Raw genomic sequence first — 26,524 nt, 5'->3', positions numbered from 1 at the left:
GCATCCTGACGCCGCAGGCCGAGGAAGGGCCGTTCTATATCGATCCAAAGCTGGTCCGCCAGGACATCACCGAGGGCCGCTCAGGCGTGCCGCTGACGCTGCGCATGCGCGTGATCGAGGCTGGCATTTGCACGGCGATCAAGGGCGCGCGGATCGACATCTGGCATTGCGATGCCAAGGGGCTTTACTCTGCGTTTCCCGGCCAAAGCGACCGGCACAATATCGACATGACCGGGAAGAATTTTTTGCGCGGCACGCAGATGACCGACGATTCCGGCTGGGCCGCGTTCAACACCATCTACCCCGGCTGGTATGATGGCCGCACCGCGCATATCCACTTCAAGGTCTTCCTCGACGACAAGAGCGTGCTGACGGGGCAGACCTACTTCCCGGACGCACTGAACGAGTTCATCTACACCAACGTTCCCGATTACGGCGATCGCGCGCGGCAGCGCATGATCATCAACGCCAATGACGGCGTCATCGCGCGTTCCGATCCCGACCATCGTGCGTTCTGCGCCGTGAAGGAGGAGCGCGACCGTTACGTCGCGACGCTGACGATCGGCGTCGACCGCCGCGCGGACGCAACGGTCGGGCGCGCGGGCCTGCCGCCTGACGGCATGGCGCCGCCGAGATTCGGCCGCGTCATCAAGGACCGGATCGCCGCGCTGGTGCCGGGGGTGAAGTCCGGCCGCTAGGCGGAACGCATTTTTTTGCACGACACTTTTCCGGATCAAGCTCTAGGCAAATACCGCGGCGCACGCTATGGTTGCGTCATTCTATACTTGATTGAATTTTCCTTTCACGGATTTTTTTCCAGGGAGCACGGACAATGGCCCGCCTGCGTGAATTCCTGCCTTTGCTAACGACCGTTCTCGTGTCGACCGCCTCAATCCCTGCTTACGCACAATCATCAATACCGGGAGATCCGATCGCCTTTGTCGGCCACGGAGCCCTGTTCGGTTCGGCTGGAAACCAGATCGAGCCGACCGCGCGATTTATCGCCGGCGCAACGCGCATCTACATCACCTCGCTCTCGCAAAACCTCAGCGCCGACCAGCGCGCCGAATTCACCGCACTCGAGCGCTCGCTCACGGAAGGGCTCTCGCTTGACGAACAGGCCCGGCTCATCGTGAACACGCGGCTGATCGACTGGCTCATCGAACGCGCGCCAAGGGACGTGGCATTCGGAGTACGACCGAAGAACAACGCTATCAAGGCGCTGCTTCGAGTCAAACTCGCAGGCACGGGCGCCTCCGATCCACGTTCCGGCGAGACCGATTATGAATTGCCAGATGCCTTGCACGGCAGGCTAATGAAATTACGAAAGAGTAACGTGGCCCAGAAGAAGGCGAACCCGGCATTGCTGGATGTCACGGTGAATTCGGGCGAAGCCTATCGTCTCGAATGCGCGAGCAAGGGAGTTCCGATCCCGCCGGACTTCGGACCGAGTTCGGCATGGGTCAAGCGCGGCACGATCAACAAGGCAGACTTGTTCATCGCAAGAGGCATGGATGCCGACGTCTTGACCTATACCAGCCTATCGCCGAAGGGCATCTGCGTGGCACTGCCCCGATACGACGCCCAGAACGTCGTTCAACTCGATGGCGTGATTTGTCTTGGGCTTGATACGTCCAATGTCTGCTTCTTCGACAATCAGACGGGTCCGGGAGGTCCGGACCGTGATGACACATTTACCTTCGAGAACGGCTCTGCGCAGCCCTTCTCGCGGTGGGCCGGTGGGACTGATTTGTATGCATCAAATGGCGGGATCTGCACAGACTGCCATGCGGGCGAAAACCCCTACATCATTCACGGTACGGTGCTCAACACGCTCCGGCGGGAATCCGTGATCATGCCGCCGCAGCAGTATACTCCCCTTGTCAAGGCGAACGATGGCGAGAACGTCTGGCCTCAGAACGTGGGGAGCCTAGACGCGCCCGCAGCGTGTTCCGACTGTCATGATGTGCTGAGCGATGGAGGCCGCTTGCCAAGGCTTTCCCAGAGCCTGCCAAAATACTGCAACACGATCTTGCGATCGGCGCTTGGGGCCTTGATGCCGCCTGCTCCCAGCAAACCGTTGAATGCGCCAGCTGCGATGCCCCCTAAGAAACCTGGCACGTTGGCCTGCACGCCGGGTCTTCCGGCAGCCGACCCGCGCTACGCGGCATGTAGCGCCGCAACGACGGAGGATTGCACGCCGAAACTCGATTGCACCCTGGCCGAAGATGTCCGGGATTCGCGATGCGCACTCCCGGATTTTCCTGCAGCTTACAAGGTGAGATGCACGCCGGACGTGAAGTCGCTATTTGTCGCGTGCGAGCGATTGTAGGTCGCAGCCGCCCTAGGTCGTACCGACATCATCTTGTCGGAAAACCGCTGCACACTTGCGCTAACGCGGCCCTTTGGGTCCGGATCATGCTCTTCAGCGCTTGATCGAGATGAACGACGCGGTGACACCGGCCGCGCCGCCATCATGCGGCTTGGCGCGGATCACGGTGCCAACCAGCGTCGGGATCTGGTTGATACCGTTCGGCCATTTCGGCGCGGTCGTGGCCTTGTAGTCGTATTCCCAATTCGCCGTCGGCGTGTTGTCGCGGCCGGTGCCGATCAGATCCACGGAGACGTCGCCGCTAGCAGACGTCTGCATCGTGCCCTTGAGGTCGAGCACGAGGCCGCCGCCCATGTCGAGCGTGCCGGTGACATTGTTGCCCTTCGGCGGGTCGAATGTCATGACGCCCTCGCCAAACACGAGGCTCAACGCCTTCGCAGCGTTCGGCGCCGTCGATCCCTGGCCGAACAGCCCTGCGATATCGAGCACGGCCTGACTGGTCGGCGCATCCCACACCATCACCTCCGCGCGATTGACGTAGCTGCGATAGGTCCATTTGCCCGGCAGCGACGGATCCCAGGTCGCAGCCGCCGCCATGGGCGCCGCCGCCGCGGGTGTCTTGCTTTGCGCCAGCGCGACATCAGGACAAGCGAGCAGGCACGCGACCGACAGTTCAAAAGCCCTTCGTGTCAAAGCCTTGGTCATCGGCATCTCCCAGCTACTTATCTGGGGCATGATCTTTCGGAAAACCGCTACACACTTTTCCGGGTCATGCCCTTGCGACGACCTGAAACTGGATCGTGATCGAGACTATCGAAGGGTGTATATTATCATTGCTGTAGACTTATGATAGTATGACGCCGCGCTTCGCTGAAGTTCCGCGGGCAAAGACATGTTTCCACGCACCCAACGCATCGGCATCTTCGTCTTTGAGGATTTCGAGCCGCTCGACGTGTTCGGTTTCGTCGAGGCCTTTTCGATCGCCCGCTTCCTCGGCACCGTCTACACCTCGCCGCCGCCCTACCCGTTCGAGATCGTGCTGATCGGCAAGACCATGGCCAACGTCAAAAGCATCAACGGTCCGTCCGTGGCGCCGGACTGGGATTTTGATCGCGCGCTGCGCGAGCCGTTGGATTTGCTGATGGTGCCTGGCGGCGGCGGCACCTTCCCGCTGCTCGACGACCACGCCAATCCCGCAGGCGTGGCGACGCTGATGGACTGGATGCGCGCCATGGACCGCAAGGTCAGCATCATGGCCTCGGTCTGCACCGGCGCGGCGGTGCTGGCGAAATGCGGCTTCCTCGACGGGCTTCCCGCCGCCACCAATCACAGCGCCTTCGATGCGGTCTCTAGCTTTGGGCCCCGCGTGCTCTGGGACAACGTCTCGCGCTGGGTCGATGCCGGCAAATATGTCAGCTCCGCCGGCGTCTCGGCCGGCACCGACCTCGCCTTCTATCTGGTCGCGCGCATCGCGGGCCGGGCGGTCGCGGAGAATGCGGCGCTCGCAGCCGAATATGACTGGCATCGCGATCCCCAAACGCCGATCGCCTATCCTCAGACCGACCGATGAGAGCGCGCCGCGCGCTCAAGGCAGGCGGCAATTGGCGGTTGCAAACGGCCGTCGCCGCGGCGATGCTGGCCGCAAATGCCCGCCAGATCCAGCGCCCCGCCCGACAAGCCTGATACGTCCGAGCCGCACTACCACGGCCATCGCGAACGGCTGCGCGAGCGCTTCTACACCGCGGGCCCCGATGCGCTCAGCGATTATGAGCTGTTGGAGATGGCGCTGTTTCCCGCGCTGCCGCGCCGCGACACAAAGCCGCTCGCCAAGACGCTGATCAAGACCTTCGGCTCGTTCGCCGAAGTCGTCCATGCGCCGGTGGCGCGCTTGCGCGAGATCGACGGCGTCGGCGAGGCCGCGATCAACCAGCTCAAGCTGATCGCGGCGGCCACACACCGCGTCGCCAAGGGTGAGGTGAAGAGCCGCAACGCGCTGTCGTCCTGGACCGAGGTGATCGACTATTGCCGCTCCAGCATGGCGTTTGCGGACAAGGAGCAGTTTCGCCTGCTGTTCCTCGACAAGCGCAACCAGCTCATCGCCGACGAGGTGCAGCAGACCGGCACCGTCGACCACACCCCGGTCTATCCGCGCGAGGTCATCAAGCGCGCGCTGGAATTGTCCGCGACCGCGCTGATCCTGGTGCACAACCACCCCTCGGGCGACCCGACGCCGTCGCAGGCCGACATCCAGATGACCAAGGCGATCATCGACATCGCAAAGCCGCTCGGCATTGCCGTGCACGATCATATCATCGTCGGAAGGAGCGGGCACGCGAGCCTGAAGGGGCTGCGGTTGATCTAGGATCAGCTTATTTCTTGCTGGTTCTCACGAGCTCTTCCGCAGCGCTGATGCCGTTCTTGGCCTTGATGGTCAAGGCCGTCGGCTGCGGCTTCCATTCCGCAACCAGCTTTTCGCCATTCGCGAGTTCCGGCTTGGACAGCATGGAGGCCATCTCATTCACATTTTTCGCAGGCGCAATTTTTGAGAGCTTGAAATACGCGTAGGATACGGAGATGTCCCGGGGCACGCCCTTTCCACCGGAGTACGCACGGGACAGACTGAAGAGCGCGCCGGGATATCCCTGGTCGCCGGCCTTCTTCCACCATTTCAGCGCTTCTTCCGAATTCCCGCGCTTCTCATAGAGAATGCCGACATCGTTCTGCGCCAGCGCATAGCCGGCTTCGGCAGCGACAAGTTTGTATTTCAGGGCTTGATCTGCATCGAGCTCGACAATGCCGGCGCCTTGCCCGTCATAGTAGCAACCGAGCTTGTAGGCACCGAGCGGATCGCCGGCCGCAGTCGATTTTTGAAACCACTCGAAGGCCTGCTTGCGGTCCTGTTCGGTGCCGATGCCGTTATTGTACATCATGCCGACATGGTACTGCGCCTCGGCATGTCCCTTGTTGGCCAGCACCACCATCGCATTGAAGGTGTCCGTGTCGCTTGCATGGGCGGACGACAGGAAAGGCAAAAGGCACGAGAAGGCCAGGATGGCAAACCGGACAGCAAACTTGACGACAGGCTTCATGTCAGTTCCCGATCGGGGGGTGGACTAATATGGTTTGGTCCCCAAAACCGGGAAAAAGTTCGCTACGGGAGGGAAAAGGGGCTGCGGCATGTTGACGAACAGGCGCCCGCGACCGCCGTTAACCTTGTGACTTCGCATCGGAAGCGGAGCTGATCGGGCAGTCGAGCATCCACTGCACGCCAAAACGATCGGTGAGTTTGCCGTAGTAATCGCCCCAGGGCTGGATGGCGAGCGGCGTGGTGATCCGTCCGCCAGCGGCCAGCTTTCCGAACAGCTCGGTCGTCTGCTGCTCGTGATCCATCATGAGGATGTGCGCGGAGCCGCGCATCGGCTCGGCGTCGTCATTGTCCGACGCGTAGAAGCAGATGCCGGGTCCTTCGAACTTGGCGTGCATGATCTTGCCGGCCATCGCGGGGTTTCGCAGCGGCATACCGCCCTCGCCATGGCGCATCAGGTGCGTGACCTTGCCGAGGCCGCAGGCCGTGTAGAAGGCGAGCGCGGGCTCGCAATGCGTGGTGAAGAAGAGATAGTTCGACAGTTGCATGCGCGATCCTCCCGGTGGTCAGGCTTCGGTGCAAACGTTCAACGCCGCGACGCGGCAGGCGGCCGCGATCGCCGCGCTGACGTCCTTGTCGGCCACCGCGCGCGCCATGGTGACGCCGCCTGACAGAAGCGAGAGCAGCGCCCAGGCGCGGGCGCGCTTTTCTTTCCGCGAACGGCCCGGCAGGCCGTCGGCGACCGCGGCCACGACGCCCTCGATCTCGCTCTCGAACACGCTCTTGATCTCGGCATCGGCGCGCTGCACCTCGGAGGTCAGGCTCTGCAGGGCGCAGCTCGCGCCGAGCTCGCAGGTGCGCTTCTGGCCGAGATAGAAGTCGACGAACGCCTCGATCCATTTTGCGCCGTGCTCGGCGCGGAGAGTCTCGACGCCGACGCGCAGCTCTTCCAGGCCCGCCACGAGCGCCGCCTTGAAGGCCTCGCCCTTCGACGAAAAGTGCCCGTAGAACGCGCCTGAGGTCACCTCGGCCTCCCTGGCGAGGCCATCGACGCCGATGCCGCCAAAGCCCTGGCGGCGAAAACCGCGGCCGGCCGCGGCCAGCATTTTTGCGCGGGCTTCTTCCTTGTGCCCAGCCTTGTAACGCATCGGGACGTCCTATTAGATAACGGTCGTTATTTTACAATTGACAGCACTGCACTCTTCGTGCGATTGCGATCACGGTCGTTATATAACGATCGCAATCTCATCGCAAGCCGCGATCGCCGCGTGGCGTTCACGAACGCGTTCGCACGTCTTGCATCACATGGAGCATCCGTCATGCCGATCAACGTCCTCGCCACCGATGGCATCCTCAGCCCGGCCGCCCAGCAACAGGTCTTTGCCGACCTGACCGCCTCGTTCCTCAGGCATCATGACCTCACGGGAAACCCGTTCATCACGCCGAACGTGATCGGCGAGATCAACACCATCCCGAAGGGACGCTCGTTCGCCGGCGGCGTCGCCAACGACATCGTCGTGGTGGAGCTGAAGGTGCCGTCCTTCGCACTGTCGTCTCCGGCGCAGAAGGCGGGCTTCATCGCCGATGCCACCGAGATCGTGTTCAAGGCGGCCGGCGGCAAGCATCCGCGCGAGCGGATCTTCGTCAACATGGTCTATGCGGTGGACGGCCTCTGGGGCATCGGCGGCAAGGCCTATACCAATACCCAGCTCGGCGAAGCCGTGAGCCAGGCGGGCGCCGCGTAGCGATCAACAGGACGACAATGCCGGCGCCGCTTGCGCGACGCCGGCATCAAATCGAAGCAGTCTTGCGGATTCAGTAGCAGTAGCGCGGATCGACCTGGACGTAATAGCCGTCGGGACGCTGCATGTAGCAGCCGCGCTGATAGGCGTAGTAGCCGGAGCGGCGGCGCTCGCCTTCGGCGGCGATCGCAGCACCCGTGCCCGCGCCGACGACGGCGCCGAGCGCAGCACCGCGGCCGCCACCCATGGCACCGCCGAGGATTGCGCCGCCGACGCCGCCGATGATCGCGCCGCCAATGGCGTCCTGTGCCGCCGCTTCCTGCGCCGGCATCGCCATCGCAACCGCCAGACACGCCGCAATTCCGAGACCTCGAAGCATTCCAAAATCCTCCATTGTGGTGCGGCCAGTCATAGCGGCCAACGCGATTTCAAGCCAGCATAATCGCCGGATTCAGGCCCGTTTGCGCCTCGATGTGGGAGCGGACGAGCGCGGGCGCCGCAGGCGCGAATTCCACCACGAGACCTAGCCTGTGTTCCCAGACATAGCGGCGGCGCTCGCGCGTCGCTGCATCAACGCCCGTTCTCTTTCATTGGTCGCGAGCTCAGCGGCGGCTTCGAATGCGAGGCGCGCTTCCCTGTACTGGCCGAGCTTCTCCAGGAAATCACCGCGCACTGCGGGCAGATGGTGATAGGCCCTCAGCGCCGGCACGTTCGCGATGGCGTTCACGACATCGAGTCCGGCTCGCGGACCCTCGGCCATGCCGACCGCGACCGCACGGTTGAGCTCGATGACCGGCGAGCGCACCAGCCGCGTCAGCTCCAGGTAGATCGCCGCGATACGCCGCCAGTCAGTGGCGGCAGCGTTGTCAGCGGTGGCGTGGCAGGCGACGATGGCGGCCTGCAGCGCGTAAAACCCGCCGGCACCGCCGAGTTCGCCGGCTCGCTCGAGCGACCGCAGGCCGCGACGGATCTGCCGTCGATCCCAGCGCGAGCGGTCCTGGTCCATCAGCAGGACGGGATCGCCCTTCGCGTCGGTTCGTGACGCCATGCGCGAGGCGTTCAATTCCATCAGGGCCATGAGGCCGTGAACTTCCGGCTCCTGCGGCGCGAGGCCGACCAGCACGCGGCCCATGCGCAGGGCCTCCTCGCAGAGTTGAGGCCGCAGCCATTCCTCGCCGCGTGCCGCCAGATATCCCTCGTTGAAGATGAGATAGACAACCTCGAGTACCGACGCGAGACGCTCGGACAGAGCCTCGCCGCTCGGGGTCTCATAGGCGAGGCCGGACTCCGACAACGTCCGCTTGGCGCGCAGAATGCGCTGGGCGATGGTGGCTTCCGGCACGAGATAAGCGCGCGCAATCTCCGACGCGGTCAGGCCGCAGATCATGCGCAGCGCAAGCGCGGCGCGCGCCTCGCGCGACAGGATCGGATGACAGGCCGTGAAGATCAGCCGCAGCAGCTCGTCGCCGATATCGTCGTCGAGCGCGGCGTCGAAATCCGGCAACGTATCCTGCTCCTGCAACATGTCCCGCGCCAGCATGTCGTGCTTGTGCGCGAGCATCTTGCCGCGGCGCAGATGATCGAGCGCGCGGCGCCTGGCCGTGGTCACAAGCCAGGCGCCGGGATTTTCGGGCACGCCGCTCACCGGCCAGGCCTCGAGCGCCGCAACCAGCGCATCCTGGGTCAGCTCTTCCGCGAGCGGCACGTCACGCAGCATCCGCGACAGCGTCGCGATCAGCCGCGGCTGTACGATGCGCCAGGTGGCGTGGATCACGCGATCGATGTCGGCGGCCGTCATCGCCGCCGACTGAGGTGCGAGTTGGTGACCATCAGGCGTGCACGGCTACCTTCGAACGCGCGTCGACCTCGCAGGCCCCGTCCACGCCCGGCGTCGCAAAGGCCCGCAACTCGCAGGTGCCTTCCCAGCCCGGCATGTGATCGATGTGCAGCTGCATGAATTCCTTGGCCATGGCCAAGGCCTCCTCCTTGTCGCGCAGCTCGAAGATGGCATAGCCGCCGATCACCTCCTTGGCCTCGACGAAGGGACCGTCGGTGACGCTGAGCTGGCCGTGGGCGACGCTCACCCGGGCGCCGGTCGCAAGCGGCATCAGGCCGCCATTGTCGATCATCCGGCCGGCCTTGATCTCCCGCTCGGAAATCCGCTGCATCGCCTCCGCCATTGCCGGTGACGGCCCTGCCGGGGGTTTTGGAGAGGTGACGATGTACATGAAGCGCATGCAAAACTCCTGTTGAGGCGAGACGCGGCCATATCGGCCGTCAAATCCGCTCGCTTAAGGAGTTGACGATCCAGCCGGCGCCAGATCGACATGGGCGGTCAAAAAAATTCGCAGCCGGGTGGACAGCTACTGCCGCAGCATGATCAGGGGGTCGGCGGTGTCAGGGACGCGGCGCCATTGCGCGTTGTCGTCGGCCTCGAACTGCCAAATATCGCCCGTCTTCGACATCAAAATCATCTGGCCGCGCTCCAGCCGCCATTGCGTCGGCGCGAACTGCGCAATCGCCGGATCGCATTTCCCCTTGATGAAGACCTGGAAATTATCGGGCCCGGATTCGGTGTTGGTCAGCACCAGGGAACAGATCGGCTGGCCGTTGCCGCGCACCATGGCCCAGTCGCCGATCATCTGGTCCATCGATTTCGCCATCGAGCGCGCCGCAGCGAGATTCTGCAGGATGTAGACGCCCTCGCCCTGGCGCAGGCCTTCAAAAATGCCGGCCTCGACCTCGGTGAAGTCGATCACGGCCTCGCCGGTCGCATCCTGCAGACGCACGATATCGAGACCCTTCACGCTCCAGGCCGTAATGTCCTTGGTGAAGGGCAGCGCGGCCTTGCAGGCCGGCTCGAGCTCGAGCTTCGAACCCTGCCCGGCCGCATCGGGCTTGAGGGTGACGACGCAGGTCTTGCTGCGCTCGGTGGTCGAGAGCTCCCACTGCCCGACCATGTCCTTCTTCAGGGCGTCCTGCGCCGGCGCGACGTCAGTCGTTGCGACAAGCATCGCAGCCACAAGCAGCGCAGCCACCCTGAGCATCATGATCAGCGGCCCTTCACCGGAGTTTCCGCAACCGGCGTGATCGGCGGCTTGCCGGCAAACCAGGCCTTGAGATTGTCGACCACGAGCTGGTCCATCGCGTTGCGGGTGACCACCGAGGCCGAACCGATATGCGGCAGCAGCACCACGTTCTGCATGGTCTTGAGCTCGTCGGGCACATTTGGCTCGGCCGCAAACACATCCAGGCCGGCCGCGAGAATCGTGCCTGACTTGAGCGCCTGAACCAGCGCAGGCTCGTCGACGACGGAGCCGCGCGCGACGTTGATCAGCACGCCCCGCGGGCCGAGCGCCTTGAACACGTCCGCATTGATCATCTTGTTGGTGCCGGCACCGCCGGGCACGATGACGATGAGCGTATCCACGTCCTTCGCCATCTGGATCAGATCGGGATAGTGCTTGTAGGAGACGTCCTTCGACGGATTGCGCGAGTGATAGACCACGGGCACGCGCGAAGCCTCGAGCCGGCGCGCGATCGCCTGGCCGATGCGTCCCATGCCGACGATTCCGACCTTGCGGTCGCGCAGCGAGCCGACACTGAGCGGATAGTTTTGCGTCTGCCACAGGCCGGAGCGTACATAACGGTCAGCCTTGATGAACTCGCGCAAGGTGGCGAGCAACAGGCCCATCGCGACGTCGGCGACCTCCTCGGTCAGCACGTCGGGCGTGTTGGTGACGACGATGTTGTGCTCGGCCGCCCATTTGGCGTCGATGTGGTCGTAGCCGACGCCGAAGCTCGCCACCATCTCCAGCTTGGGTAGTTGCGACAGCGAATCCTTGTCGGCCCGCACGGTGTGATAGGTCACCGCCACGCCGCGAATCTTGTCGCGGACCGCCGGCGACAGACGTTCGAGGTCACCATGGGTCTCGGCCTTGTGGATGACGAAATGATCGGAGAACCCGTTCTCCAGGATCGGCCGCGACGGCCCATAGATCAGAAGGTCGATCTTTTCGGACGAAATCGGACCGGTCGACATCAGGTATCCTTTCCAAGCGCGCTTTCATGCCAGCGCCGCAAAACGAGATGGGAAACTAGCGCCAGCAGCCCGTAGATGACAATCCCGGCGAGCGACAACAACAGCAGCGCTGCGAACATGCGGGGTATGTTGAGACGATAGCCTGACTCAGCGATCCGGTAGGCGAGCCCCGAGCCGGCGCCCGCCGTGCCGGCCGCGATCTCGGCCACGACGGCGCCGATCAGCGACAGGCCGCCGGCAATGCGCAGGCCGCCGAGGATGTAAGGCAGCGCCGACGGCAATTTAAGAAAACGCAGCGTTTGCGGCGGCGAGGCGCCGTAGAGCTGGAACAGGCCTGCAAGGTTGCGGTCGACCGAGTTCAGCCCGAGCGTGGTGTTCGACAGCACCGGGAAGAAGGCGACGATGAAGGCGCAGACGACGACCGCGGTCTGCTGCTCCAGATAGATCAGCAACAATGGCGCAATCGCGATGACAGGCGTCACCTGGAGGATGACGGCATAGGGGAACAGCGAATATTCGACCCATTTCGACTGGTTGAACAGCAGCGCTAGGGCGATGCCGCCGATGGCAGCGGCGATGAAACCTTCGAGGGTGGTGAGCAGGGTGGTCGCGAGCGATTGCGACAGCACGGCCCAATCCTTGATCAGCGTGAGAAAGATCGCCGACGGCGCCGGCAGCACGTAAGGCGGGATCTCCTTGATGCGAACCACGAGTTCCCAGGCCAGCAAGCCGGCTCCGAACACGACGATCGGCGCCACGAAGCGTACCGCGTGCAGCGCGCCGTTGCCGGTGGTTTTCGCTGGCACTGCGCTCATAGCACCGCCTGCCCGGAATAGGACGGTGCGAGCGCGGCTGACACACGGCGGCAATAATCGGCATAGGCGGCGGAGGTGCGAAACGCCTCGCCGCGCGGCTCGACCGTCTCGACGCGGATGTCGGCCTGGATGCGGCCGGGCCGGGCCGTCATCACCACGACGCGTTGCGACAGATAGACGGACTCGAACACCGAATGAGTGACGAAGATGACGGTCTTGCGCAGGCCACGCCACAGCGCGAGCAGATCGTTGTTGAGACGAAAGCGCGTGATCTCGTCGAGGGCTGCGAACGGCTCGTCCATCAGCAGAATATCGGGATCGGTGACGAGCGCGCGCGCCAGCGACACTCGCATCTTCATGCCGCCGGAGAGCTCGCGCGGGAACGCGTCGGCGAAATCGGCGAGACCGACGCTAGCGAGCGCGTCGTCAACCCGCGCATTGGCTTCGCGCTTCGCGACGCCTGCAAGCTTGAGCGGCAGGCGCACATTCTCGCGCACGCTGGTCCAGGGCATCAGGGTCGGCTCCTGGAACACGAAGCCGATGCCGTGGCCGGGTTGCGGGACGCCCTCGTGGCGCGCAACGCGCACCGTGCCGGAACTGGATGCGGCGAGGCCCGCGATCAGCCGCAGTGCGGTGGACTTGCCGCAGCCGGACGGCCCGAGCAGCGAGATGAACTCGCCCTTGCGCACGGCGAGATCGAGCGGCCCCAGCGCCATCACGCCACTGTCATAGACTTTTGTCACGGCACGCAGGCTCACGCTGAGCGCGCTCAGGCCGCCATCGCCTCCGGACGATGCCGAGACATCGGACATCGACGGCTTACTTGGCGGGGCGCAGCTCGACGCCGACGCCCTTGTTGACGAAGCGCAGCGTGTAGGATTTCCGGTAGTCGAGGTCGCGTTTGACGACGCCGGCCTTCACCATCTTGTCGAAGAACGAAGTGTAGCGTTCGTCGCTCATCGCGCCGATGCCGTCCTTCAGGGAGTCGCCGGAATCGACGATGCCGTATTCCTTCATCTTGGCGACGGAATAGGCGAGCAGGTCGTCCGTCATCTCCGGATTGAGCTTCTTGATCATGGCGTTGCCGGCCGAATTGTCGCGATAGAGATAGTTGTACCAGCCGACCGCGGAGGCATCGACGAAGCGCTGCACGAGGTCAGGCTTCTTGTCGACGATCTCCTTGCGGGTCTCGATCAGCGTCGAATAGGTGTTGAAGCCGGCATTGGCGAGCAGGGTCACGTTCGGCTTGAAGCCCGCGGCCTTCTCCACCGCGAACGGCTCCGACGTCACGTAGCCCTGCATGGCGCTCTTGGGGTTGGCGATGAAGGGCTGCGGGTTGAAATTGTAGGGCCGGACGTTCTTCTCGCTGAAACCGTATTCGGACTTCAGCCACTGGAAGTAGCTGGTCATGCCTTCCTTGGAGACGAACATCGTCAGCGGCTTGAGATCGTCGATCTTGCCGATCTTGACGTCCGGATGGGTCAGCATCACCTGCGGATCCTTCTGGAAGATCGCGGCGATTGTGATCACGGGAACGTTGTTGGCGACCGCGTCGAACGACATCAGCGTGTTCGCGGCCATGAAGAAATCGATCTTGCCGGCGATCAGCAGCATCCGGTTGTTGTCGTTGGGGCCGCCGGGAACGATGGTGACGTCGAGGCCGTATTTCTTGTAGGTGCCGTCGGCGGCGGCCTGGAAGAAACCGCCATGCTCGGCCTCGGCGACCCAGTTGGTGCCGAAGGAGACCTTGTCCAGCGTTTCCGCGCGCGCGGGCAAGACCACGAGCAGGACCGCGAGCAGAGCCGCAGCGACAGCCCCTGTTAACGTTCGGCCGAGATGAATGGGGCGCATGATTGGACTCCGTCGATCGTTCTGGCCCATGATAGGGACAACTTTGGAGATTTTGGGGGGCGTTGGCCTTGCGAGCGGCGTCCCCTGGGAAGAGAACACCAAACTACCGTGCAAATTCGCGCAAAGAAACCTCGATGAGACCGCCCCGCGACTGGACCGAGATCCGCTGGCCCGACACCGCGATCGGCGACCGGGCGAGCTGGATCGCGGTCCTGCCGCTGGCTGCGACCGAGCAGCACGGCCCGCACCTGCCGCTCGAGACCGATGTCATGATCGCGGACGCCTATCTCGCGCGCGTCGGCGAGCTTTTGCCCGCAACCGTCCCGGCGACGTTCCTGCCGGTACAGCCTGTCGGCATTTCCACCGAGCATATCGACTACCCGGGCACACTGACGCTGCCGACCGAGGCGGCGCTGAAGAGCTGGACCGCGATTGGCGAGGACGTTGCGCAAGCCGGATTGCGAAAACTCGTCATCGTCACCAGCCATGGCGGCAACAGCGCTGCGATGATGCTGGTGGCGCAGGATCTGCGCGCGCATCACAAGCTGTTCGTGGTGACGACCTCATGGTCGCGGCTCTGTGGTGCCGAGAAGCTGTTTTCCTCCGACGAGGTCCGCCACGGCATCCATGGCGGCGCGGTCGAGACGTCGATCATGCTGGCAAAATATCCGCACGCCGTGCGCAAGGAGGCGATCGCGGATTTCCAGCCGAGCAGCGTCGCGATGGAGAAGCAGTATCGCTTTCTGTCGACGCAGCGGCCCGCGCCTTTCGCCTGGCAGGCGCAGGATCTTCACCCGAGCGGCGCGGTCGGCAACGCGACAATGGCGTCCGCAGAGAAGGGCGAGGCCCTCATCGACCAGGGCGCGCGCGCCTTCTGCGAGCTGCTGGGCGAGGTCGATAACTTCGACGTGAACAGGCTCAGGAACGGGCCCCTCGCCTAACCGTCATCCCCCTGGAATCGCAACAGAATCCGCTCGCTTGCCGGGCCGAATTTTCGCGCTTCGAACCGGATTTGAGGAGCCTCCGTCCAATCAGCACGCGGGCCACAACGGACCGCCTCAACCGGATGGAGTTTGAAAATGTCGATCAAGACCAAGATTGCCGCCGCCGCCCTTGCCGCGCTGACCGTGACCGCCAGCGTTGCGACGACCTCGACCGCCCAGGCCAAGCCGCTGAACAACCTCGGCCTGGCCATCGGAGCCACTATCGCCACCGCCGCCGTCGTCGGCGCAGTCGCTGCCACCAACCCCTATCCCTACGGCTATTACCGCTGCGGCTGGGTCGCCCAGTACGACGCCTTCGGCCACTACATGGGCCGCGTTCGTACTTGCTACTGATTACAGGCTGAGGCCGATCCTAGTGGATCCTGCGTCCGACACGGGCGCCTCATCCACCCCGTGTCGTGCCCCCGACCCGCCCGGTTGTCCCCCCGGGCGGGTCAACCATTTCTGGGCCCCTGAACTTGTTGCACCCTCGTCACACCGCGATGCCAACCATGCCCTGCGGCAAATCGCACTAGTTGCTATTGCGAATTAATCGCAATAAAGTCCAGAGACATTATCGAGACCTGGGAAGAAACTGCGTCGCTCGGCGATCAACTGACCCGATCGGCGAATTCCAGGGCCGCTAGTGACAGCATCGCTCCGAATCTGCAGGGATGTCGGGGCTCAGGGACAATTCGCGCTTGGGGGCGAGCGGGTGAGAGTAACGCGTCAACATCTATTGCGGACTTCCACCGCAACCGCGCTGAGCGTGCTGGCCGTCACGGAGGCGGCGACCGCGGCTGACCTGCCGCTGAAGGCGCCGGCAATGAAGGCCGTCTACGACTGGACCGGTCTCTATATCGGCGTGCATGCAGGCTACGGTTTTGGCACATCCAACGCGACGCTGACCGATCCCGCCATCGCGACCAATCACAACGTTTTCAGCGGCATGATCGGCGGCGTACAGGCCGGCTACAACTGGCGGCTCAATTCAGGCCTGCTCGTCGGCGTCGAAGGCGACATCTCGTTCCCGAATTATCTGCCGTCGAACCATGTCGTGAATTCCGCGGCGACCGCGCTGTCGACCGCCGAAGAGCGTTGGGATTATTTTGCCAGCATCCGCGGCCGCGTCGGCTACACGTCCGGCGCCTGGCTGTTCTACGCAACCGGTGGACTTGCCTTTGCAGGCGAACGCTTCCTCTCGCGGCCGGATGGCGATGCCGAGGACAGGCGTCTCAAGACGCGGCTCGGCTGGGCGGCGGGCGCGGGTGTGGAATATGCCTTCGCGCCGCATTGGACCGCGCGGCTCGAATATCTCTATCGCAAGTTCGAGGACGTCAGCGTCCCCTTCCCATCGGGCGTGAACTACGCCTCGACGGTGGATTTCCAGACCATCCGGCTAGGGCTCAACCGCAAGATCGATTGGCCGGGTATGCCGACCTACAATCCAAAGTCAGGGATTACCGACACTGAATCGGATCGCTGGGAAATTCACGGCCAGTCCACCGTCATTGCGCAGGGCTATCCCTCGTTTCGCGCGCCCTATACCGGCACCAACAGCCTGACGCCCGCACCGCAACTGCAACAGACCTGGAGCAACAGTCTGTTTCTCAACGCGCGTCTCTGGGACGGAGGCGAGGTCTATTACAATCCGGAGCTCTTGCAGGGCTTCGGCCTCAACAACACGGTCGGTGCCGCGGGCTTTCCCAATGGCGAGGCGCAGAAGTCGAACTTCCCCTACCCGCACTACAACACCTCGCGCCTGTTCCTGCGCCAGACTTTTGGCTTCGGGGGCGAGCAGGAGGAGCTCGCCAGCGGCCAGTTGCAGCTCGGGCAAAAGGTCGACGTTTCGCGCCTGACCATTCAGGCCGGCAAGTTCCCCGTGGTCGACGTGTTCGACGGCAATGCCTATGCCAAGGACACCCGCAAGGACTTCATGAACTGGTCGCTGTGGGCGCCGGGCGCGTTCGATTATTCGGCCGACAAGGTCGGCCTCACCTATGGCGTCACCGCCGAACTCAACCAGAAGAGCTGGGCGTTGCGCGGCGGCTATTTCCTGATGGTGGGCGAGTCCAACTCGAACCAATTCGACACCAGGGTCCCCGAGCGCGGCCAGTATCTGATCGAGCTGGAGACGCGCTTCTCACTGTTCTCGCAACCCGGCAAGCTCAGGACCATCGGCTGGGTCGACAGCGCCAACATGGGCAGTTTCCGCGAGACGCTGAACAATCCCGCCCTCAACCTCGACATCACGCAGACGCGGCGCGGACGCCTGAAATACGGCTACGTGCTCAATCTCGAGCAAGCGATCACCGACGATGTCGGCCTGTTCAGCCGCTGGAGCTGGAACGATGGCCACACCGAAACGCTGGCCTTCACTGACATCCATCGCAGCCTGTCCGGCGGATTGTCGATCAAGGGAACGAAATGGGGCCGGCCGGACGACGTGATCGGCATCGGCGGCGCGGTCAATGCGATCTCGCAGGACTATCGCGATTTCCTCGCCGCCGGCGGGCTCGGCGTGCTGGTCGGCGACGGCGCGCTCAACTACCGCAAGGAGCGCATCCTCGAGGCGTATTACGCCTACGCGCTCAACAAGAGCTTCACCCTCACCGCCGACTACCAGCTCATCACCAATCCCGCCTACAACGCCGACCGCGGGCCGGTGTCGATCTTCTCGGGACGGCTGCACGGGGAATTCTAGAGCGCGGTGAATAAGTCGGTGCAGCCTTCGCCTCTCCCCGCTTGCGGGGAGAGGCCGGATTGCATCGAAGATGTAATCCGGGTGAGGGGGACGTTCCGCGAGTCCAACTCTCACCGTCCCCGCGGGGGCTCCCCCTCGCCCCAACCCTCTCAGCGCGAGCGAAGCTCGTCGCGGCCCCGCATCCGCCTTCGCCAAGGCTTCGGCGGACAAGAGCGGGGCGGGGGAGCCGACCTTCACCGGCCCCTCTTCCGCTCTAGAACAACAGCGCTATGCCGGAGACGAACAGCAGCGCGAGCACGATTTTGCGGAAGACGGCCTCGTCGATCCGTCCGAACAGCTTTAACCCGAGCCATGTGCCCGCGAACAAAAATGGTAGCCCGAGCACAAACAGCTTCGCCGTCTCGATCGTGAGCGAGCCCTTCACGCCGAGCCACAGCGCGGCGATGGCGAAGACGACGACGGCGACCGGCTGGAACGTCGCACGCTGCACGTCCTTCGGCAGGCCCCGCAAATTGCACCAGATGGTGACGATGATGCCGGCAAGGCCGGTGAGTCCGCCGAGCACGCCGTTGAAAAATCCCACCGCAGCGTCAGCGGCCGGCGGCATGGCGGCGGCGAGCTTGAGCTGCGGCCGGAAGACCGCGTAGAGGCTGTAGGTGATCAGGATGATCCCGATAGCGATGCGGGCGCTGCGCGGATCGGCCCAGGTCAGAAGCGTGACGCCCGCGGGCACGCCTAGCAATGCGCCGATCACGAACGGCCACAGCTTTCGCCAGTCCAGCGCCTTGCGCAGCTTCCAGACCGAATAGCCCTGCACCAGCAGGCCGAAGCCGATGATCAGGCTGGCGCTCTGCAGCGGCGTCAGGACGTAGAGCCACAACGACGCCGCGACCAGGCCGAAGGCAAATCCGGACAGGCCGGCGACGAAGGCACCGGCGAAGGTGGCCAACAGGAAAAGAGGGAGTTCGAGGGCGATCCCGTCCATTTGCTCGCTCCATAGGACAGCGAGCAGCGCTTGCGTGGGATCACCACTTCACGGGGAGGCTGCGACACCCCCGACCCGGTGAGTGTAGGTCAAGTTGGTTTCCCCGACAATGTGACGGAGACCATGTTTTCCAGATACTCGCAGCTCTGACCGAACCGTCTGCAAACCTAGCAGGTCTTTTGTTGCAGATGTTGCGTACAGGTGCAGGTCGCCGTCGCAGGATACTTCACGTCATAGTACGGGAAGTTCCCCGTGCCCGGACTGTTGGTCGAGCAGCGGGGGAACAGGTAGTAGCTGTCGGTCAGCTTCACGGTGCCGCTGATGGTGTAGCCGAGATTGGGAGTGTAGTCGTAGGAAACCTCGCTCAGGATGAGCGAGATGTTGGCATTGCTTGGATTGTTCGGATTCGGCGCGGTGAACGATGACAACGTCAGCTGCTGCCCCAGCGGCCTTGCTCCCGACGTGCTCGTCGACTTGCTCCATTGAACCGTTGCTTTGCCGGTGTTGTCGGTCGAGACACCGGATACCGTGATCGTCATCAGGGAGGCATTGCCGTTGGCGACGGGATAGGGAGCCATGATGGCTGTCGACGCCGCGAGGATGCTATCCATCTGGGCTGACGTGACCTGGGTGTTCTGCGTCACCATGTCAGCGACGCTGTGGGCGGTGGCGCTGACCTTGACGTTCATGGCCAAGGCATTTCCGAGCTCGACGCCGCCGATGTAGAGCACCAGCATGAACGGGACCACGATGGCGAACTCCGTGGCTGCAACGCCGCGAGCGTCGGTCCACAGGTGCCGCACGCGAGACGACAGGCCGGCAATCATTGGAAACTCCTGCTAAATGGACGACGGCTCGTTCTGGAACGCGGCGGAGGACATGATCAGCCGATTGCCGCTCGACAGATTCGACAGATTGAAGCCCAGCGGGCCCAGCACGACCGGCCATACGTACATCACGCGGAAAACGACGACATCGCCGGCGTTTCCGGGATTGTATTGCCAGGCGTTCGTGACCGCCCCCTGGGCGTTGAACGTGAGCGTGGGCATGGCGGTATTTGCGGAAGACCACGAAGTGGCGACCTGCACGTCGACCATCAAGCCGCTGCAGTTGAACAGGATCACGACCTGATCGCAGACCTTCTGCTTGAATGCAGCCTGCGTCAGCTGCTGAGACTGCACCTGCCCGGTCATGATCAGGCGAGCCGACTGGCGCGCCACCGATTCGAGCAGTTGCTGGGCGAAGAAGACGAGAAACGTCTGGATCAGCGCGATGATGAGCGCGAGGAACGGGGCGGCGACGAGCGCGAATTCGACGGCAGTGGCACCTCTGCTATCCCGAACGAAGCTGGTGCGGCGATTGCCGCGCCTCCTTCTCGTTGCATGGCTCGATCCGGTCATGGCGCTTCCCTATTGCACGAGGCTGGCTGTGCTCGACGCGACCTTGATGAACAGGTTCGTCAGCGCCGTGGAAATGTCGCCGCCGGTCTGAACACCCGCATACAGGCCGGGCGAGGCGCACGATTGCAACCGTTGGGCAATCTGGCCGTTCGAGGAGGACGGATTGTTGAACTGGGCTATGCGACTGTTGTACCAGCCGTCGCTCGGCAACTGCAGATACTCCGTATAGAGGATCGCGATACGAATGCCGCGATTCTTGATGGTGGTGCAGACTGACGGGTCGAGCGGCTGCTGGCAGCGCCATTTCGAGCCGGCCGTCGGGAGCGGATAGGTGGCGTTCGCGTCGCAGCTCGTGCTGGTAAGGACCAGCTTGTCTTCCACGCCGTCGGTGACGAGAAAGATGACCTCCTGCGGCGTATCTCCGGCCTGGCTGGTGCCACCGCCGGGGAGTGGCATGATGGCGTTGACGCCGGAAAGTCCGTTCCAGATGTCGCTGCCATAATCGGTGTTGCACTGGCCGGCGACCACGCAGTTCTGGTGATCGACCGTCATGAGCTGGATGTTCGGGATCTGCGTGCCCGCGGTGGACGGCGTGGTCAGCGTCTGGATGGTGTTCAGATTATTGTCGAAGGTGTAGATGGCCGCTTTGTAGGTGGTGTTGTTGATCGCCGACATGCACTGCATGACGCCGCCCGAAACGCCCGATTGCGGGCATGACCACGGCCCGACCAGCAATTGCTTGACTGCATTCGTGACGAGGTCGATGCGCAGCGTGATGTTGTTTGCGCGCGCGACCGTGAGGTTGTCCTTGTTTGTCGAGCTTGGATTCTGGTTGTTGGGATGCGCTTCATGGCAGGCGAATGCGCAGTTCCGTGCGTATGAAGGCTGTCCCGCCGTCGCGGCGATCATGTTGTTGATGTCAGCCTGGGTCGCCCCGAGTGCCATCGAGGGGGAATCATCCAGCAGCAGGTAGAAGTTCATGTTGGGCGCGCTGGAAGCCTTCGCAGTTGCGGAGCCGGCGATCTGCCAGGTCTGCTTGCCGAGAACACCGGGGAAATTGTTGATGGATTCCGCAGTGTAGGAAACCGTGATGGTTCGCGCGAGCCCGGAATCGACGACGTTGATCGTCGGCGTCGGCACGCTGGATAGTCCGTCAAGATTCGCCTTCGTCGCAAAGACAGCTGCCGCAGTGGCTTGCACAACGGTGCTGTCGGTCTGAGTCAGCATTGCCGGTCTTACGGCCGCGATCGCGGCGGCGTCCGCGGCGGCGTTCAATTGCTCCCGCTTGCGCAGTGCGAGGGTGTAGTCGAGCGCCATGCCCAACAGAAAGATGGTCGGGACCATCATCAGCGCGAAGATGATTGCGACGTTGGCCTTCCGATCTCTCGCGAAACGAAGCACTGCGCGGCGGAGCATGAATTCCATCCAATTGCCGTCATTGCGGCAGAAACGCTTCCCGTGTGATCGGGGTAAATGTCGGATCTTGACCAGCGATCACTTACCCCGCTCGCCGGGAACTTGGATTGGCCGGCGTTAATCAGAGCTTACGGGAACCCCATAAACACGGCCTGCGCCGCGTCGGGGTGTGCCAGATCGAGAGGACATTGTTAAATTCACTTAAATACGTTCCCGGGAATTGAAGGCATCTTCGGGGGAGATGAGTTCTCGGAGATCGCGCTTTGGAAGCAAATGGGCCTGGGTTTACGAAAAGAGGCGCGTCAAACCAGGTCAAGAACCGCCTGCCGAGCGGCAACGAGCCGGGTTCCGGTTGCGGCAATTTTGTCGGCGCCGGGTAATCCTCGCTCTTGTTACCTATATAATGGGTTTGGTCCGGCGGCCGCCGGACCGGGGGTCCCCAAACATTCGCGTGCAATGCTCTCGCTCGAACTCGCTATCGTCGTCATCCTGATCATCATCAACGGCCTGCTCTCCATGTCGGAGCTCGCGGTGGTCTCGTCGCGCCCGGCACGGCTGACCATTCTCGCCAACAAGGGCGTGCGCGGCGCCGAGCGCGCGCTGGCGCTGGCGTCGGATCCCGGACGATTCCTGTCGACGGTTCAGATCGGAATCACGCTGGTCGGCGTGCTCTCGGGCGCGTTCTCCGGTGCGACGCTCGGACAGCGGCTGACGCAATGGCTGGTCGAGCTCGGACTGTCGTCCGGTGTCGCCGACATCGTCGGCGTCGGCATCGTCGTGTCCATCATCACCTATGCGACCCTGATCGTCGGCGAGCTCGTGCCGAAGCAGGTGGCGTTGCGCGATCCCGAAAGCATCGCGGTGAAGGTCGCCCCCGCCATGGACCTGCTGGCAAAGGTCTCGCTGCCGCTGGTGCTGCTGCTCGATTTCTCCGGCAAGCTGATCCTCGCGCTGCTCGGCCGCGGCGGCAAGGCGGAGGAAACGGTGTCCGAGGACGAGATCCATCATCTCGTCCACGAAGCCGAGACCGCCGGCGTGCTCGAACCCGGCGAGAAAGAAATGATCGCGGGCGTGATGCGACTCGGCGATCGTCCGGTTGGTGCGGTCATGACGCCGCGCACGGAGGTCGACGAGATCGACCTCAGCGACGACCCCGAGACCATCCGCGAGATCATCGCCAAGAGCCCGCATTCGCGCTTTCCCGTTTCCGACGGCGACCGCGACGAGCCGATCGGCGTGCTGCAGGCCAAGGATCTGCTGATCGCCTATATGAACGAGCGCACGCCGGATCTGCGCGCGCTGGTGCGCGAGGCCCCGAGCATTCCGGCGTCGGCCGATGCGCGCGACGTGCTCACGATCCTCAAGGCGGCCCCGGTGCATGTCGGTCTCGTCTACGACGAATATGGCGGATTCGAAGGCGTGGTCACCGCGGCTGACATTCTGGAGTCGATCGTCGGCGCCTTCCATTCCGAGGAGGGCCCGCCGGAGCCAGCCTATGTCAAACGCTCCGACGATTCCCTCCTGATCGAGGGCTGGATGCCGGTCGACGAGTTCGGCGAACTGCTCGGCATCGAGCTGCCGTCGCATCATCGTTTTCACACCGTGGCGGGACTCGTGCTGCAGCAGTTCAACGTGCTGCCCAGCGTCGGCGACGCCTTCGATCTCGGCGAGTGGCATATCGAGGTGATGGATCTCGACGGCCGGCGGATCGACAAGATTCTGGCGACGCGAAGGGAAAAGGCGGCGGCTTGACCTTTCTTCCTTCTCCCCTTGTGGGAGAAGGTGGCGCGCAGCGCCGGATGAGGGGTTTTATCAGAACGTCCTGCCGTTCGAGACTTACGGAGAGAGACCCCTCACCCGTCTCGCCGCTGCGCGGCGAGCCACCCTCTCCCACAAGGGGAGAGGGGAAGAGCCCCTCAATCGAACTTCACACCAATGCGCTTTTCCTTGCGCCAGACGACGTGGCACGGCAGGTGCGTCCCGTCGGCGGGAACAAACAGTGTGAATTGATCGGGGATGCCGAGAGGACTCGTGACGTCGAGCGCGGCGCCGGCTTCGGAATAGTTGCGGACGGTGCAATCGATCGCGCCGCCGCCGAACTCGATCGTTCCGGCCTTCAATACGCGGTGTCGTGACTTGTCTCGCCGCTCGTCCATGCGGCAAGGCTACACCCAAAGCTGAATCAAAGGTTAAACAAGCACGGCCGCTCGCGACGATTTTACAGTCGCGATGCGACCAGCGGTATTCCTGTGACACGTGCCGACAGCGGCGGTCTCACATCGCCGGCTGGAATGTGTCGGCACGCGCCATCTGCCAGGCGTCGCGGAAGCGCTGATCCGCGGTGCCGTCGAGCAACTCACCCGGCCGCAGCGCGGGATAGAGCTTTGCAAAGGAGCGGACCTCGGTGGTCGAGGTACGCTGGCTGAAGTGGATCGGACGCAGTTCCTGCGGATGTTCGAGGCCGGCGGCCGCGATCAGCTCGGACAGCGAGTGCAGCGTGGCGTGGTGGTAATTGTAGACGCGGTCGATCTTGAGCGGGACGTAGAGCGCACGTGCGCGTGTCGGGTCCTGCGTCGCAACGCCGGTCGGGCAGCGGTCGGTGTGGCAGCTCAGCGACTGGATGCAGCCGAGCGAGAACATGAAGCCGCGCGCCGAATTGCACCAGTCCGCGCCGATCGCCATCGCGCGCGCCATGTCGAAGGCAGTCGCGATCTTGCCCGACGCGCCGATCTTGATGCGGTCGCGCGCATTGATGCCGACCAGCGCATTGTGGACGAAGCTGACGCCCTCGCGCATCGGCACGCCCAGATGGTCCATGAACTCGAGCGGGGCCGCGCCCGTGCCGCCTTCATTGCCGTCGACGACGATGAAGTCCGGATAGATGCCGGTCTCGAGCATCGCCTTGCAGATCGCGAGAAACTCCCAGGGATGACCGATGCACAGCTTGAAGCCGGCCGGCTTGCCGCCGGACAGCCGCCGCATCTCGGCGATGAACTGCATCATCCCCACCGGCGTCGAGAAGGCGCGATGCGAGGCCGGCGAGATGCAATCCTCGCCCATCGCGACGCCGCGGATCTTCGAAATCTCCTCCGAGACTTTTGCCGCCGGGAGCACGCCGCCATGGCCGGGTTTGGCACCCTGGCTGATCTTGAGCTCGACCATCTTGATCTGGTCTTCGCCGGCAACGCGCGCAAACTCGTCCGGATTGAAGGTGCCGTCCTTGTTGCGACAACCGAAATAGCCGGAGCCGATCTCCCAGATGATGTCGCCGCCCATCTCGCGGTGATAGGGGCTGAAGCCGCCCTCGCCGGTGTCATGCGCGAAACCACCCTTCTTCGCACCGGCATTGAGTGCACGCACCGCGTTGGGGCTGAGTGCGCCAAAGCTCATGGCCGAGATGTTGAACACCGAAGCCGAATAGGGCTTCTTGCAATCCGGCCCGCCGATGGTGACGCGAAACTTCTCCTCGACGCGAGACTTTGGCGACACCGAGTGGTGCATCCACTCGTAACCCTCGTGATAGACGTCCTCCTGGGTGCCGAAGGGACGCTTGTCGAGCTGCATCTTGGCGCGCTGGTAGACGACGGCGCGGATGTCGCGCGAGAACGGCATGCCGTCCTTCTCGCTCTCGAAGAAATACTGCCGCATCTCCGGCCGGATCTCCTCGAGCAGGAAGCGGATATGCGCCGAGATCGGATAGTTGCGCAGGACCGCGTGCCCCTTCTGCAGGAGATCGCGCACGCCGAGCAGGGTCAGCCCGCCGAAGATGACGATCGGGATAAGCAAGAGGTCGAAGGTCTTACGGTCGGCGATGCCGATGCCGATGAGCGTCGCGGTCACGACGGCGCAGATCGTCAGGACGATGAAGCGCGGCGAGAAGGGAAGCAGGAGCGTTTCCATGATTCCGTCTTCGAGAGGTCCTCTTGGCTGGTTATGCGATTTGTTGACGTTGGCCACGATCAGATCCTCTCGTCGGATTGTCGGGATACGATTACACCCGGGCAATTGTTACGGTTATGACGGGTGTCGCGTTTCAGGCTAGCGAATTCGGACTGTGCAAATCAATGTGTTCGGCGAATTCGCTATTGCAGTGCAATAAGCCCAAAAGAGACATCAGTGGCTATGCGGCCGCGCCTCATGCGGGATGTGGCCCTGTTGCTCCAGGCCGTCCTGCGCGAGCCAGGCGTCGGTGCTCTTCACCGCGCGCTCGATATGGTCGGCGGTGCGGGTGAAATCATAGGGCGAGCCGACCAGCGGACACAGCGGCGGCACCACGAAATACGCGATCTCCGGACCGAGCCCTTCGAGTTCCTCGACCAATTGCCGCGCGATCAGGAGCGTCAGCGCATGCAGCGCATTGGCCACCGCGCCGACCGGCGGATCGGTCGTCGCGCAGGCATGTCCGGTCGGCAGCACGATCAGGCGCTTTGCACCCTTGCTCACAGCCACCCGCACCGGCGTATTGGACGAGATCGCGCCGTCGGCGAGATAGCGATCACGATAGCGGACCGGCGAGAAGGCGCCGGGGATTGCGGTGGAGGCGACGACCGCGTCCGCGACCGAGCCCTCCGAGATCACCACGCTGTCGCCCGAGATGATGTCGGTCGTGACGATATGCACCGGCAGCTTTGCGTCCTCGAGATTGCGATAGGGCACGTGATCATCGACCAGCTTGCGAATGCCGTCATGGCGAATGAGGAAGTCGCGCCGCCACAGGAAGCCGAGCATGGTGCGCCAGGTGACGGGGAAGACGTCGTGTCGCTTCAGGCCGCGCCAGATCGCCTCGAGCCCGAGCACGCCCTTCAGCGTGGGATTACCGGCATAATAGGCGCCGTTGATCGCGCCGACGCTGGAGCCCACCACGAGGTCGGCCGTGATGCCGTGCTTGGCCAGCGAATGCATCATAATGCCGACCTGGATCGCCCCAAAGCTGCCGCCGCCCGCCAGCACGAAGGCCGTCGGCTTTGGCGAGCGAACATGATCGATCACGGACAAGACGCGCGACGCTCCCCCTGCTCTCGCGTTGCAATAGAGTCGCGAGGTTTTGGGAGCAGGTTATAGCAGCGCGCGCTGAAGGCGAGCCAATAACAAAGTTGGGGAGTGAGGCGACGCGGTGCTGGCCAAACTCACCGCCGTCGTCCCGGCCTTCCCCGGGACGACGGCGGTGAG

General features: G+C 63.4%; 28 protein-coding genes. 9 read left to right on the top strand and 19 right to left on the bottom strand.

Going from position 1 to position 26,524, the window contains the following annotated elements; translation table 11 throughout:
• Positions 1-698, top strand: a 698-nt coding sequence (locus tag C2U70_RS12460; protein WP_140978310.1) for an intradiol ring-cleavage dioxygenase, incomplete at its 5' end; no start/stop codon positions are given.
• A 134-nt stretch (positions 699-832) separates the two neighbouring features.
• Positions 833-2,332, top strand: coding sequence for a hypothetical protein (locus tag C2U70_RS12455; protein ID WP_140978309.1), 1,500 nt, complete (start codon positions 833-835; stop codon positions 2,330-2,332).
• Positions 2,333-2,425: 93 nt separating this feature from the next.
• On the opposite strand, the gene C2U70_RS33325 is transcribed toward C2U70_RS12455, so the two are convergent.
• Positions 2,426-3,037, bottom strand: a complete 612-nt coding sequence (locus C2U70_RS33325) for a hypothetical protein (RefSeq protein ID WP_210243905.1) — start codon at positions 3,035-3,037, stop codon at positions 2,426-2,428.
• Between the two features lie 187 nt (positions 3,038-3,224).
• On the opposite strand from C2U70_RS33325, the gene C2U70_RS12445 reads away from it, so the two are divergent.
• Together C2U70_RS12445 and radC are read left to right on the top strand one after the other, a co-directional pair.
• Positions 3,225-3,902, top strand: a complete 678-nt coding sequence (locus C2U70_RS12445; protein ID WP_140978308.1) for a DJ-1/PfpI family protein — start codon at positions 3,225-3,227, stop codon at positions 3,900-3,902.
• Positions 3,903-3,977: 75 nt separating this feature from the next.
• Complete coding sequence (gene radC / locus C2U70_RS12440; protein ID WP_140978307.1) at positions 3,978-4,694, top strand: RadC family protein; 717 nt, start codon at positions 3,978-3,980, stop codon at positions 4,692-4,694.
• Between the two features lie 7 nt (positions 4,695-4,701).
• Here the strand turns inward: radC and C2U70_RS12435 are convergent, their stop codons facing one another.
• The 3 genes from C2U70_RS12435 to C2U70_RS12425 all read right to left on the bottom strand — a co-directional run bounded on the left by C2U70_RS12435 (position 4,702) and on the right by C2U70_RS12425 (position 6,565).
• Positions 4,702-5,421, bottom strand: coding sequence for a tetratricopeptide repeat protein (locus C2U70_RS12435; protein WP_140978306.1), 720 nt, complete (start codon positions 5,419-5,421; stop codon positions 4,702-4,704).
• A 118-nt stretch (positions 5,422-5,539) separates the two neighbouring features.
• Positions 5,540-5,965, bottom strand: coding sequence for a VOC family protein (locus C2U70_RS12430; RefSeq protein ID WP_140978305.1), 426 nt, complete (start codon positions 5,963-5,965; stop codon positions 5,540-5,542).
• Positions 5,966-5,983: 18 nt separating this feature from the next.
• A complete protein-coding gene (locus C2U70_RS12425) occupies positions 5,984-6,565 on the bottom strand; it encodes a TetR/AcrR family transcriptional regulator (protein WP_140978304.1) in 582 nt (193 codons plus the stop codon).
• A 171-nt stretch (positions 6,566-6,736) separates the two neighbouring features.
• Between C2U70_RS12425 and C2U70_RS12420 the strand changes: the two genes are divergently transcribed.
• A complete protein-coding gene (locus C2U70_RS12420) occupies positions 6,737-7,162 on the top strand; it encodes a hypothetical protein (protein WP_140978303.1) in 426 nt (141 codons plus the stop codon).
• Between the two features lie 70 nt (positions 7,163-7,232).
• Here the strand turns inward: C2U70_RS12420 and C2U70_RS12415 are convergent, their stop codons facing one another.
• From C2U70_RS12415 to C2U70_RS12380, 8 genes are all read right to left on the bottom strand, one after another.
• Complete coding sequence (locus tag C2U70_RS12415; protein ID WP_140978302.1) at positions 7,233-7,538, bottom strand: hypothetical protein; 306 nt, start codon at positions 7,536-7,538, stop codon at positions 7,233-7,235.
• Between the two features lie 144 nt (positions 7,539-7,682).
• Positions 7,683-8,957: an RNA polymerase sigma factor gene (locus C2U70_RS12410; RefSeq protein WP_140978301.1), complete on the bottom strand. Its 1,275-nt coding sequence runs from the start codon at positions 8,955-8,957 to the stop codon at positions 7,683-7,685.
• Positions 8,958-8,988: 31 nt separating this feature from the next.
• Positions 8,989-9,396 carry a YciI family protein gene (locus C2U70_RS12405; protein ID WP_140978300.1) on the bottom strand — a complete coding sequence of 136 codons (408 nt, stop codon included), beginning with the start codon at positions 9,394-9,396 and terminating at the stop codon, positions 8,989-8,991.
• Positions 9,397-9,522: 126 nt separating this feature from the next.
• Positions 9,523-10,212 carry an AprI/Inh family metalloprotease inhibitor gene (locus C2U70_RS12400; RefSeq protein ID WP_140978311.1) on the bottom strand — a complete coding sequence of 230 codons (690 nt, stop codon included), beginning with the start codon at positions 10,210-10,212 and terminating at the stop codon, positions 9,523-9,525.
• Positions 10,212-11,201, bottom strand: a complete 990-nt coding sequence (locus C2U70_RS12395) for a 2-hydroxyacid dehydrogenase (protein WP_140978299.1) — start codon at positions 11,199-11,201, stop codon at positions 10,212-10,214. Before C2U70_RS12395 ends, C2U70_RS12400 begins: the two co-directional genes overlap by 1 nt.
• Positions 11,201-12,016 carry an ABC transporter permease gene (locus tag C2U70_RS12390; RefSeq protein WP_140978298.1) on the bottom strand — a complete coding sequence of 272 codons (816 nt, stop codon included), beginning with the start codon at positions 12,014-12,016 and terminating at the stop codon, positions 11,201-11,203. The genes C2U70_RS12395 and C2U70_RS12390 overlap by 1 nt, the downstream gene beginning before the upstream one ends.
• The gene (locus C2U70_RS12385; RefSeq protein WP_140978297.1) at positions 12,013-12,828 is read right to left on the bottom strand and encodes an ABC transporter ATP-binding protein; all 816 of its coding nucleotides are present in this window, start codon (positions 12,826-12,828) and stop codon (positions 12,013-12,015) included. Before C2U70_RS12385 ends, C2U70_RS12390 begins: the two co-directional genes overlap by 4 nt.
• Positions 12,829-12,835: 7 nt before the next feature.
• Entirely contained in the window at positions 12,836-13,867 is a 1,032-nt protein-coding gene (locus C2U70_RS12380; protein WP_140978296.1) for an ABC transporter substrate-binding protein, read from the bottom strand.
• Between the two features lie 134 nt (positions 13,868-14,001).
• Between C2U70_RS12380 and C2U70_RS12375 the strand changes: the two genes are divergently transcribed.
• The 3 genes from C2U70_RS12375 (at position 14,002) to C2U70_RS12365 (ending at position 17,554) form a co-directional block, all read left to right on the top strand.
• The gene (locus C2U70_RS12375) at positions 14,002-14,808 is read left to right on the top strand and encodes a creatininase family protein (RefSeq protein WP_140978295.1); all 807 of its coding nucleotides are present in this window, start codon (positions 14,002-14,004) and stop codon (positions 14,806-14,808) included.
• A 138-nt stretch (positions 14,809-14,946) separates the two neighbouring features.
• Positions 14,947-15,204 carry a hypothetical protein gene (locus tag C2U70_RS12370; RefSeq protein WP_140978294.1) on the top strand — a complete coding sequence of 86 codons (258 nt, stop codon included), beginning with the start codon at positions 14,947-14,949 and terminating at the stop codon, positions 15,202-15,204.
• Between the two features lie 385 nt (positions 15,205-15,589).
• Positions 15,590-17,554 carry a carbohydrate porin gene (locus C2U70_RS12365; protein WP_186294206.1) on the top strand — a complete coding sequence of 655 codons (1,965 nt, stop codon included), beginning with the start codon at positions 15,590-15,592 and terminating at the stop codon, positions 17,552-17,554.
• A 253-nt stretch (positions 17,555-17,807) separates the two neighbouring features.
• Here the strand turns inward: C2U70_RS12365 and C2U70_RS12355 are convergent, their stop codons facing one another.
• From C2U70_RS12355 to C2U70_RS12340, 4 genes are all read right to left on the bottom strand, one after another.
• A complete protein-coding gene (locus C2U70_RS12355; protein WP_140978291.1) occupies positions 17,808-18,539 on the bottom strand; it encodes a sulfite exporter TauE/SafE family protein in 732 nt (243 codons plus the stop codon).
• A 167-nt stretch (positions 18,540-18,706) separates the two neighbouring features.
• On the bottom strand, positions 18,707-19,366 hold the full coding sequence (locus tag C2U70_RS12350) for a TadE/TadG family type IV pilus assembly protein (protein ID WP_140978290.1): 660 nt from the start codon (positions 19,364-19,366) through the stop codon (positions 18,707-18,709).
• A gap of 12 nt (positions 19,367-19,378) precedes the next feature.
• A complete protein-coding gene (locus C2U70_RS12345) occupies positions 19,379-19,939 on the bottom strand; it encodes a TadE/TadG family type IV pilus assembly protein (protein WP_140978289.1) in 561 nt (186 codons plus the stop codon).
• A 9-nt stretch (positions 19,940-19,948) separates the two neighbouring features.
• Positions 19,949-21,355: a TadE/TadG family type IV pilus assembly protein gene (locus C2U70_RS12340; protein WP_140978288.1), complete on the bottom strand. Its 1,407-nt coding sequence runs from the start codon at positions 21,353-21,355 to the stop codon at positions 19,949-19,951.
• A 456-nt stretch (positions 21,356-21,811) separates the two neighbouring features.
• On the opposite strand from C2U70_RS12340, the gene C2U70_RS12335 reads away from it, so the two are divergent.
• On the top strand, positions 21,812-23,107 hold the full coding sequence (locus tag C2U70_RS12335; protein ID WP_140978287.1) for a hemolysin family protein: 1,296 nt from the start codon (positions 21,812-21,814) through the stop codon (positions 23,105-23,107).
• A gap of 164 nt (positions 23,108-23,271) precedes the next feature.
• On the opposite strand, the gene C2U70_RS12330 is transcribed toward C2U70_RS12335, so the two are convergent.
• The 3 genes from C2U70_RS12330 to C2U70_RS12320 all read right to left on the bottom strand — a co-directional run bounded on the left by C2U70_RS12330 (position 23,272) and on the right by C2U70_RS12320 (position 26,350).
• On the bottom strand, positions 23,272-23,511 hold the full coding sequence (locus tag C2U70_RS12330; protein WP_140978286.1) for a PilZ domain-containing protein: 240 nt from the start codon (positions 23,509-23,511) through the stop codon (positions 23,272-23,274).
• 118 nt (positions 23,512-23,629) lie between these two features.
• On the bottom strand, positions 23,630-25,255 hold the full coding sequence (locus C2U70_RS12325) for an FMN-binding glutamate synthase family protein (protein WP_140978285.1): 1,626 nt from the start codon (positions 25,253-25,255) through the stop codon (positions 23,630-23,632).
• A gap of 213 nt (positions 25,256-25,468) precedes the next feature.
• Positions 25,469-26,350, bottom strand: a complete 882-nt coding sequence (locus C2U70_RS12320; RefSeq protein WP_140978284.1) for a patatin-like phospholipase family protein — start codon at positions 26,348-26,350, stop codon at positions 25,469-25,471.
• Positions 26,351-26,524: the final 174 nt, after the last annotated feature.

The organism is Bradyrhizobium guangdongense, from assembly GCF_006483445.1.
Taxonomy (GTDB): domain Bacteria; phylum Pseudomonadota; class Alphaproteobacteria; order Rhizobiales; family Xanthobacteraceae; genus Bradyrhizobium; species Bradyrhizobium guangdongense_A.
Note: the sequence above shows the minus strand (reverse complement) of the source record. Positions and strands in the feature narration are given on the sequence as shown.

Excerpts from the sequence above, each read along its gene's own strand:
- C2U70_RS12455 (WP_140978309.1), top strand. The coding sequence starts at position 833 with ATGGCCCGCCTGCGTGAATTCCTGCCTTTGCTAACGACCGTTCTCGTG.
- C2U70_RS33325 (WP_210243905.1), bottom strand. The coding sequence starts at position 3,037 with ATGACCAAGGCTTTGACACGAAGGGCTTTTGAACTGTCGGTCGCGTGC.
- C2U70_RS12445 (WP_140978308.1), top strand. The coding sequence starts at position 3,225 with ATGTTTCCACGCACCCAACGCATCGGCATCTTCGTCTTTGAGGATTTC.
- radC (WP_140978307.1), top strand. The coding sequence starts at position 3,978 with ATGCCCGCCAGATCCAGCGCCCCGCCCGACAAGCCTGATACGTCCGAG.
- C2U70_RS12435 (WP_140978306.1), bottom strand. The coding sequence starts at position 5,421 with ATGAAGCCTGTCGTCAAGTTTGCTGTCCGGTTTGCCATCCTGGCCTTC.
- C2U70_RS12430 (WP_140978305.1), bottom strand. The coding sequence starts at position 5,965 with ATGCAACTGTCGAACTATCTCTTCTTCACCACGCATTGCGAGCCCGCG.
- C2U70_RS12425 (WP_140978304.1), bottom strand. The coding sequence starts at position 6,565 with ATGCGTTACAAGGCTGGGCACAAGGAAGAAGCCCGCGCAAAAATGCTG.
- C2U70_RS12420 (WP_140978303.1), top strand. The coding sequence starts at position 6,737 with ATGCCGATCAACGTCCTCGCCACCGATGGCATCCTCAGCCCGGCCGCC.
- C2U70_RS12415 (WP_140978302.1), bottom strand. The coding sequence starts at position 7,538 with ATGCTTCGAGGTCTCGGAATTGCGGCGTGTCTGGCGGTTGCGATGGCG.
- C2U70_RS12410 (WP_140978301.1), bottom strand. The coding sequence starts at position 8,957 with ATGACGGCCGCCGACATCGATCGCGTGATCCACGCCACCTGGCGCATC.
- C2U70_RS12405 (WP_140978300.1), bottom strand. The coding sequence starts at position 9,396 with ATGCGCTTCATGTACATCGTCACCTCTCCAAAACCCCCGGCAGGGCCG.
- C2U70_RS12395 (WP_140978299.1), bottom strand. The coding sequence starts at position 11,201 with ATGTCGACCGGTCCGATTTCGTCCGAAAAGATCGACCTTCTGATCTAT.
- C2U70_RS12390 (WP_140978298.1), bottom strand. The coding sequence starts at position 12,016 with ATGAGCGCAGTGCCAGCGAAAACCACCGGCAACGGCGCGCTGCACGCG.
- C2U70_RS12385 (WP_140978297.1), bottom strand. The coding sequence starts at position 12,828 with ATGTCCGATGTCTCGGCATCGTCCGGAGGCGATGGCGGCCTGAGCGCG.
- C2U70_RS12380 (WP_140978296.1), bottom strand. The coding sequence starts at position 13,867 with ATGCGCCCCATTCATCTCGGCCGAACGTTAACAGGGGCTGTCGCTGCG.
- C2U70_RS12375 (WP_140978295.1), top strand. The coding sequence starts at position 14,002 with ATGAGACCGCCCCGCGACTGGACCGAGATCCGCTGGCCCGACACCGCG.
- C2U70_RS12370 (WP_140978294.1), top strand. The coding sequence starts at position 14,947 with ATGTCGATCAAGACCAAGATTGCCGCCGCCGCCCTTGCCGCGCTGACC.
- C2U70_RS12355 (WP_140978291.1), bottom strand. The coding sequence starts at position 18,539 with ATGGACGGGATCGCCCTCGAACTCCCTCTTTTCCTGTTGGCCACCTTC.
- C2U70_RS12350 (WP_140978290.1), bottom strand. The coding sequence starts at position 19,366 with ATGATTGCCGGCCTGTCGTCTCGCGTGCGGCACCTGTGGACCGACGCT.
- C2U70_RS12345 (WP_140978289.1), bottom strand. The coding sequence starts at position 19,939 with ATGACCGGATCGAGCCATGCAACGAGAAGGAGGCGCGGCAATCGCCGC.
- C2U70_RS12340 (WP_140978288.1), bottom strand. The coding sequence starts at position 21,355 with ATGCTCCGCCGCGCAGTGCTTCGTTTCGCGAGAGATCGGAAGGCCAAC.
- C2U70_RS12335 (WP_140978287.1), top strand. The coding sequence starts at position 21,812 with ATGCTCTCGCTCGAACTCGCTATCGTCGTCATCCTGATCATCATCAAC.
- C2U70_RS12330 (WP_140978286.1), bottom strand. The coding sequence starts at position 23,511 with ATGGACGAGCGGCGAGACAAGTCACGACACCGCGTATTGAAGGCCGGA.
- C2U70_RS12325 (WP_140978285.1), bottom strand. The coding sequence starts at position 25,255 with ATGGAAACGCTCCTGCTTCCCTTCTCGCCGCGCTTCATCGTCCTGACG.